Source organism: Gordonia sp. CNJ-863, from assembly GCF_001942325.1.
GTDB lineage: Bacteria > Actinomycetota > Actinomycetes > Mycobacteriales > Mycobacteriaceae > Gordonia > Gordonia alkanivorans.
Genome location: NZ_MKKG01000053.1, coordinates 1 through 6,800 on the forward strand (window position 1 = coordinate 1; position 6,800 = coordinate 6,800).

Here is a 6,800-nt window from a genome sequence, read left to right on the forward strand (position 1 = left end):
ACCGCAGCCAAGGGCGTCGCGCTGATCGTGGCGTACTGCGCCGGCCTTGGCATTCCTTTTGTTGTGCTTGCGTTTTCCTCGGCGTGGGCGTTGCGAAGCCTCGGCTGGTTGCGCACCCACGCCCGCATGATCCAGATCGCCGGCGGGGCCATGATGATCGCGGTGGGCATCGCTTTGATCACCGGCCTGTGGGACCAATTCATCGTGTGGGTGCGCGACGCGTTCATCACCGATACTCAACTACCCATCTGAGCCCTGTGGTGGCGGCCCCGATTCGACGTCCACAGCGTCCCCCTGTTTCCGGTCACCGCACCCTCACGAGACCGAACAACCACCGCCTCCACGCCGCCAACGTCGGGCCATCTCAGCACATCCCGAGTCAGTCGTGACGTGATCCGCTGGTACCGTTCCGGCCCGGTCTGTCATATAGTCACATGCGCATGTATTGATATATAGGGGTAGCGTGGCTATCTGGGTGTGGATGAGAGGGAGTACGAAGTATGGGAGCCGGACACAACCACGGACCAACCGATCCTGCGTCCAGCGACTCGTCGCTGCGTGTCCGTCTGGCGATAGCGTTTGTTCTGACGGGGATCATTGTCGTGGCCCAGTTGGTCGGGTCGGTGATCACGGGAAGTCTGGCGCTGCTGACCGACACCGCGCACGCTGCGACAGATGCGATCGGGTTGGCGGTCGCGCTGGTCGCAGCAACCGTGATGCACCGTCCGGTCAGCAAGACTCGCACATGGGGACTGCGGCGCATCGAGGTCATCGCCGCTCTGGGGCAGGCCTCGCTGCTGCTTGCTGTCGGGCTCTACGCCGCTGTTGAGGGCGTGCGGAGACTGTTCGCTCCGCCAGAGGTTCCCTCGACCGAACTGCTGATCTTCGGAATCATCGGGCTCGTGGCGAACATCGTCGCCATGCTGGTGCTTGCCTCAGGACGCGGGGCCAACTTCAACATGCGAGCGGCGTTCCTGGAGGTCCTCAACGACGCACTGGGATCGCTGGGTGTAATTGTCGCCGCGATCGTCATCGCTACCACCGGCTTCCAACAAGCCGACGCACTGGCCGGCCTGTTCATTGCGCTACTGATCGCACCCCGCGCCCTCAAGCTCATGGCAGAGACGACGCGAGTGCTGATGGAGTTCACGCCCAGGGAGATCGATTTGGACGACGTCAGGGCCCACATTCTCGAGATGGACCGCGTGCAGGACGTGCACGACCTCCACGCATCGACGGTGGCCACTGGTCTGCCGATCATTAGCGCTCACGTGGTGGTCGATGACGACTGCTTCCAGGACGGGCACGCCCCCACGATCTTGAATGACATCCGAACGTGCGTGGCGACCCACTTCGCCATCTCCTTCGAGCACTCCACCTTCCAGCTCGAGACCAGTGCCCAGCGTCACCAGGAGGAAGCCTTGGCAGCCCATCACCCGTGAGGGGTGGCGCATCGACGACACCCACGCCGCCGGTCTGCGCACGAAGTGCACGATCGTTGCCAGGGGAGAGACGATGCTTCACCCCTGTCAATCGGGCCACGGTCACACCAGCGTGGACCAGTACCACCAGAAGCGTTCGATGATGAGGGCGATCACCGCCATCGCCCACACCAGCGGTACTACGGTGTGCACCGTGAGGACCACATCGAGGGCTCGGCGTGCTCTCCCGGATGGGCAGACATGGTCGGCATTGCGCAGGCTCACATACCAAAAGGCAACCACGACAACGACCCACACGGCCATGCAGTACGGGCAGAGTGCATCGATTCGATACAGACTCTGAAATATCAGCCAATGGACGAACACCACCGCACCCGTCAGGCCGATCTGCAATCCGATCATGACCCACAAGGCCGGGCGGGGTCCTAGCAGGACGGCGATAGCGATCAGAGCTGTGAAGCCTGCGATTCCGAGCAGTGAGTTGGGGAACCCGAAGACGGCTGCTTGGGGGGTGTCCATGACCGATCCGCAATTGACGATCGGGTTGATACTGCAGGTCGGCGTGTAGTTCGGATCGGTTGCCAGTTCGAACTTTTCGACGGTCAGTGCGAACGCAGCGACAAGTCCAATGCCTCCGCAGACCGCAAGAATCCACGGGAGCAGCCGCGGGAAAACCGGGATCTGCGTGTCGGGCGCAAAGCCTGACGGCTCTGAGGTCTGCCGGGGTGTGATGGTCACTGACGTATCGCGGATTCGAGCGCAGAGCTCAGATCGTCATAGCCTTCGGGCTTGATGAGTTCGTCGTTGATGAAGAACGTGGGGGTTCCGGTCACGCCTAGTGCTTTGCCGTCAGCGACATCGCGGTCGATGAGCTCGCGGGTGGCCTGTGAGTCATAGGCGGCGGCGAATCGCTCCATGTCCAGGCCCAACACCTGGGCGTAGGAGAAGAACAGATCGTCCAGCGGCACCTTTTGTTCGCCCCAGCTGCGTTGAGTGTCGAACATCTTGCGGTACATCGGTTCGAATTGGCCTTGTTCGGCCGCCGCGGCCACGGCCCGTGCCGCGCGGTCGGCGTTGAAGTGCCCGGGGAGGGGGAAGTAGCGGACCACGAAAGTGACTTGATCGCCGTAGGTTTGGCGAAGCTGCTCCACCGCCGGGTACGCCGCCCCACACCCTTCACACTCGAAGTCCAGGAACTCGACAAATGTCGCCTTGGACTCGGTCGGAGCCGATAGCCGTGGAGAATCAGGCCGTACCGTCGTATACGCCTGGTCGCCGGACTGTTCGCTCTCTCCGGCCCGGGAGACCACGAACACCACTGTGAGCGCCAGGCAGAACACGAAGACTGCCGCGAGCGACATCTTGACGTTGCGACTCATCGAGACATCCCTCCGCGTCGAACCTTGACCGCTTGAGCTGGCACGATCATCACTCCCGTCACGTTTACTACTACGTTGGCTAGTAGTTTACAGGGCGTGCGGTGTCGTCCGGGCGATTGGCGTGCATATCACGCACGACCGAACCGGTGAGGGGAGCGGTGGGCGGTGAGTCGTCACTCGGATGCTCGGCATGCCGGCGCAGGTCTGCCACCGATATGTGCATCTGCACTACGTATCGCGGCTGCGGCCGGTTCGGGCGGGCTGCTGTATGTGAGCTTCCCTCCGCGCCAACTGTGGTTCCTTGCCCCGGTGGCGATCGCGGTCCTGGTGGTGACACTGCGTGGGCGGTCGCTGTGGGCGGCGTCAGGCTACGGCTATCTCGCTGGGCTGGGCTTTTTCGTGCCGCTGCTGCCGTGGGTCGGTACGTATGTGGGTGCGGTGCCGTGGCTGCCTTGGCGGCGGTCGAGGCGGTGGCGTTCGGTGTCTTCGGGGCGGTGGCGGCGCTGGTCGGCAGATGCCGCGGAGCGCCGGTGTGGCTAGCATGCGCCTGGGTGGCAGTCGAAGCCGTCCGCTCCCGCGTGCCTTTTGGCGGTTTTCCCTGGGGCCGAATAGCATTCGGTCAGCCGGACGGGTTCTTGCTGCCGTTAGCGGCCTTGGCTGGCGCGCCGGGGTTGTCCTTCGTTGTGGTGCTGCTCGGCGCACTCCTGGCCGCGATCGCAGTGGCGGTAATCAACGTGCACCCTCGGGCGTTGGCCGGCCCAGGCGTAGCAGTCGCCGTAGTGGGAGTGCTGACATGGACCCTGGCGCCGTCGCAGACAGCAGAACCGGAGGAGCAGTCGGTGACGGTGGCGTTGGTGCAGGGCAACGTACCGCGGTTGGGTTTGGACTTCAATGCTCAGCGACGTGCAGTGCTCGACAATCATGTCCGGCGCACTCTCGACCTGGCGGAGGAGGTCAGCTCTGGGCGGGTCGTGCGTCCCGATGTGGTGGTGTGGCCGGAGAACTCATCCGATATCGACCCGTTCGGTAACCGTGATGCTGCGGCGCAAATTGATCGTGCCGCGCGGGCGATCGAGGTGCCGATCCTGGTGGGCGCGGTGATCGCCGGGAGCCACAGCACGTCCCGCAATACGTTGGTGGTGTGGGATCCCGTCACCGGGCCTGGTCAGGAGCATGACAAACGTCAGCTGGTGCCGTTCGGGGAGTACTTGCCGCTGCGGGGACTGATGACACAGCTTTCGTCCTACGCCAGCCGGGCTGGCAACTTCATTCCTGGCACAGGCGATGGCGTTGTCGATCTTGCCGGGGTGCCCGTGGCGGTAGCGACCTGCTACGAAGTCGCGTTCGACGATCTGGTGACCGAATCGGTGCGCGCCGGTGCGCAGCTGATCGCGGTTCCGACGAACAACGCGACGTTCGGGCGCACCGAGATGACCTACCAGCAACTCGCGATGTCGCGAGTTCGGGCAGTCGAACACGATAAGGCGGTGGTCATCGCAGCAACCAGTGGCGTGAGCGCGGTCATCGAACCTGATGGGACCATTGCACAACGCACAGAATTGTTCTCCCCCGATGTTCTCATCGCGCGGGTGCCGTTGAGGACAACGACGACCCTGGCGACGCGGATCGGAGCAGCAGGAGAAGGGATCTGTGCTGCCGCCGTCCTGGCGGCACTGATTGTACGCACGTGGAGATCACGCCTACGCTCCTGACGCGGCGTGGCTCCCTCAGTGACGCTCGCGATGAAACGTTGGCGAGCTACTCGGTACGTCATCGGCGCCATCCGACGGGCTCGAACAGCAACTGCACCCTGGTTCTGTTGTGGCCGAACAGCTCTTGCTGGTCGCCGCGCCGCGTGCTCGTGGTGTCGGCAGCAGGGGTACCGCGGGCACCGACCGTGGTTGAACGGGGGTGGTGGCTGGTCCTGGAGCGCAACAGGCGTCGCCTGTGTCGTGGTAGGCCGACACCGAGATGTTGAGCGTGCCGGGGGATACCCGGGGCACGGCACCGGTGCCCGGCAGCGCTTTCGTCCGGGCGGCACGAATCGCGTTGGCGATCACCAGCACTTCTGCGAGTTCGTGGACGAAGACCACTGTGGCCAGGCCGAGGACGCCCGTGGCGGCCAGCGGAATCAGCACACCGATGATCGCTAGGGAAAATCCTATGTTCTGCATCATGATTCGGCGTGCGCGCCGAGCATGGGACAGTAGTTGCGGGAGATGGCGAAGATCTTCGCCCAGCAACGCCACATCGGCGGTTTCGATAGCGACGTCGGTACCCATCGCTCCCATCGCAATACCGACATCGGCGGTGGCCAACGCCGGGGCGTCGTTGACGCCGTCGCCGACCATGGCGATCGCCCGCCCGCGCGCTAGCGTGGCCAGCAAGTCGGCTTTGTCTTCGGGAAGGAGTTCGGAATGGACGGTGCTGATTCCGGACGCAGTGGCCAAAGCATGTGCGGTGCGGTCGTTGTCCCCGGTCAGCATGACCGAGTCGACACCCAGCGCCGTCAGTTGCCCGATCGTTTCAGCGGCCTCGGGGCGAAGCTCATCGCGGACCGCGATCGCGGCGACGACGGTGCCTTCCCGTTCGATCAGCACGACGGTGGCGCCGTCGCTCTGCAATCGAGTGACGTCTCCGGCGAGCGCGCCGGGATCGAGCCACCCGGGTTTGCCCAGGCGCAGTTGCTGTCCGCGTATCCGGCCGGTGAGGCCGTGACCGGCGATCGCGGTGACGTCATCGGCAGGTGAGCCCAGAGCAGGTGCGGCCGCGAGAATCGCGCTCGCCAACGGGTGCTCGCTGCGAGCCTCGAGCGCGGCGGCATAAGACAACGCGTCCTCGCGGGTGACCTCGGGTGTGCTCACCACGTCGATGACCTCCGGAGTGCCGCGGGTCAAGGTGCCGGTCTTGTCCAGCGCGACGACGCGGACCTGTCCCAGCTCTTCGAGTGCAGCACCGCCTTTGACGAGTGCGCCATGGCGGCTGGCGGCGCCGATCGCGGCGACCACCGTCAGCGGCACCGCGATCGCCAACGCACACGGGGACGCGGCAACGAGCACCACCAGGCCGCGTTCGAGCCACAGCAGCGGATCACCGAGTAGCGCACCGATACCGGCCACGAGTGCGGCTAGCACCATGATGGCCGGGACCAGGGGGCGGGCGATGCGGTCGGCGAGACGTTGGCCGGCGCCCTTGCGTTCCTGCGCTTGCTCGACGATGTGCACGATGCGGGCTAGGGAACTGTCGGCGGCGCGGGCGGTTACGCGGACTTCGATCGCACCGCCACCGTTGATCGCGCCGGCGTAGAGCAAGTCACCCGGACCCGCCTCCACGGGCACAGATTCGCCGGTGATCGCCGACAGATCTACGCTGGTAGTGCCAGCGGTGATAGTCCCGTCGGTCGCCGCGCGCTCACCGGGACGCACCACCATCACATCGCCGAAGATCAACTCATCCGGTGACACGGTGACCTCGAGACCCCCACGAATCACCGATGCGGTCGGTGGAACCAGCGCGAGCAGCGCCCGCAGGCCTCGCCGGGTCTTGGTGACCGCGTAATGCTCGAGTCCTTCAGCGACCGAGAACAAGATTCCCAGCAGCGCGGCCTCGGGTATTTGGCCTAGCGCCACGGCGCCGATTGCGGCGATCGTCATCAGCGTTCCGACACCGATACGCCCGTGGCGCAGCGATCGCAGTGTCGACGGCACGAACGTGGAGGCGGCAACGACAACCGCGATCAGTTCCACGACGATGCCCGCGGTCTCTGATAGAGAGCCTCCGATGATCCAGCCGAGCGCGAGGAACACTGCTGCTGCGGCGGCGAAACGCAGCTCGCGCACCTGCCACAACCGAACCGGGCCCTGATCGACCTCAGCCTCGAGGTCGGCGGAATCGGAGGGTCCGCAGCATGCGTCAGCCATGAGCATGTCCCTGCACTGTGGCTGCCGACGGTGTCGTCATGGCTGCGGTGGAGAGTCCT

Annotated in this window: 5 protein-coding genes and 1 pseudogene; 3 read left to right on the forward strand and 3 right to left on the reverse strand. The window is 64.7% G+C overall.

Annotation, left to right across the window (positions count from 1 at the left end; genetic code table 11):
- Together BJF87_RS20210 and BJF87_RS20215 are read left to right on the forward strand one after the other, a co-directional pair.
- Window positions 1-252, forward strand: a 252-nt coding sequence (locus BJF87_RS20210; protein ID WP_222844787.1) for a cytochrome c biogenesis protein CcdA, incomplete at its 5' end; no start/stop codon positions are given.
- Between the two features lie 248 nt (window positions 253-500).
- Window positions 501-1,442, forward strand: a complete 942-nt coding sequence (locus BJF87_RS20215) for a cation diffusion facilitator family transporter (protein ID WP_065629398.1) — start codon at window positions 501-503, stop codon at window positions 1,440-1,442.
- A 102-nt stretch (window positions 1,443-1,544) separates the two neighbouring features.
- Here BJF87_RS20215 and BJF87_RS20220 read toward each other — a convergent pair whose 3' ends face one another.
- Entirely contained in the window at window positions 1,545-2,123 is a 579-nt protein-coding gene (locus BJF87_RS20220) for a vitamin K epoxide reductase family protein (protein WP_101821345.1), read from the reverse strand.
- 53 nt (window positions 2,124-2,176) lie between these two features.
- The gene (locus tag BJF87_RS20225; protein ID WP_055476459.1) at window positions 2,177-2,821 is read right to left on the reverse strand and encodes a thioredoxin domain-containing protein; all 645 of its coding nucleotides are present in this window, start codon (window positions 2,819-2,821) and stop codon (window positions 2,177-2,179) included.
- A gap of 204 nt (window positions 2,822-3,025) precedes the next feature.
- Between BJF87_RS20225 and lnt the strand changes: the two are divergent.
- Window positions 3,026-4,533: pseudogene (lnt, locus tag BJF87_RS20230) on the forward strand (apolipoprotein N-acyltransferase).
- 15 nt (window positions 4,534-4,548) lie between these two features.
- Here lnt and BJF87_RS20235 read toward each other — a convergent pair.
- Window positions 4,549-6,741, reverse strand: a complete 2,193-nt coding sequence (locus BJF87_RS20235) for a cation-translocating P-type ATPase (RefSeq protein WP_075863812.1) — start codon at window positions 6,739-6,741, stop codon at window positions 4,549-4,551.
- Between the last annotated feature and the right edge of the window lie 59 nt (window positions 6,742-6,800).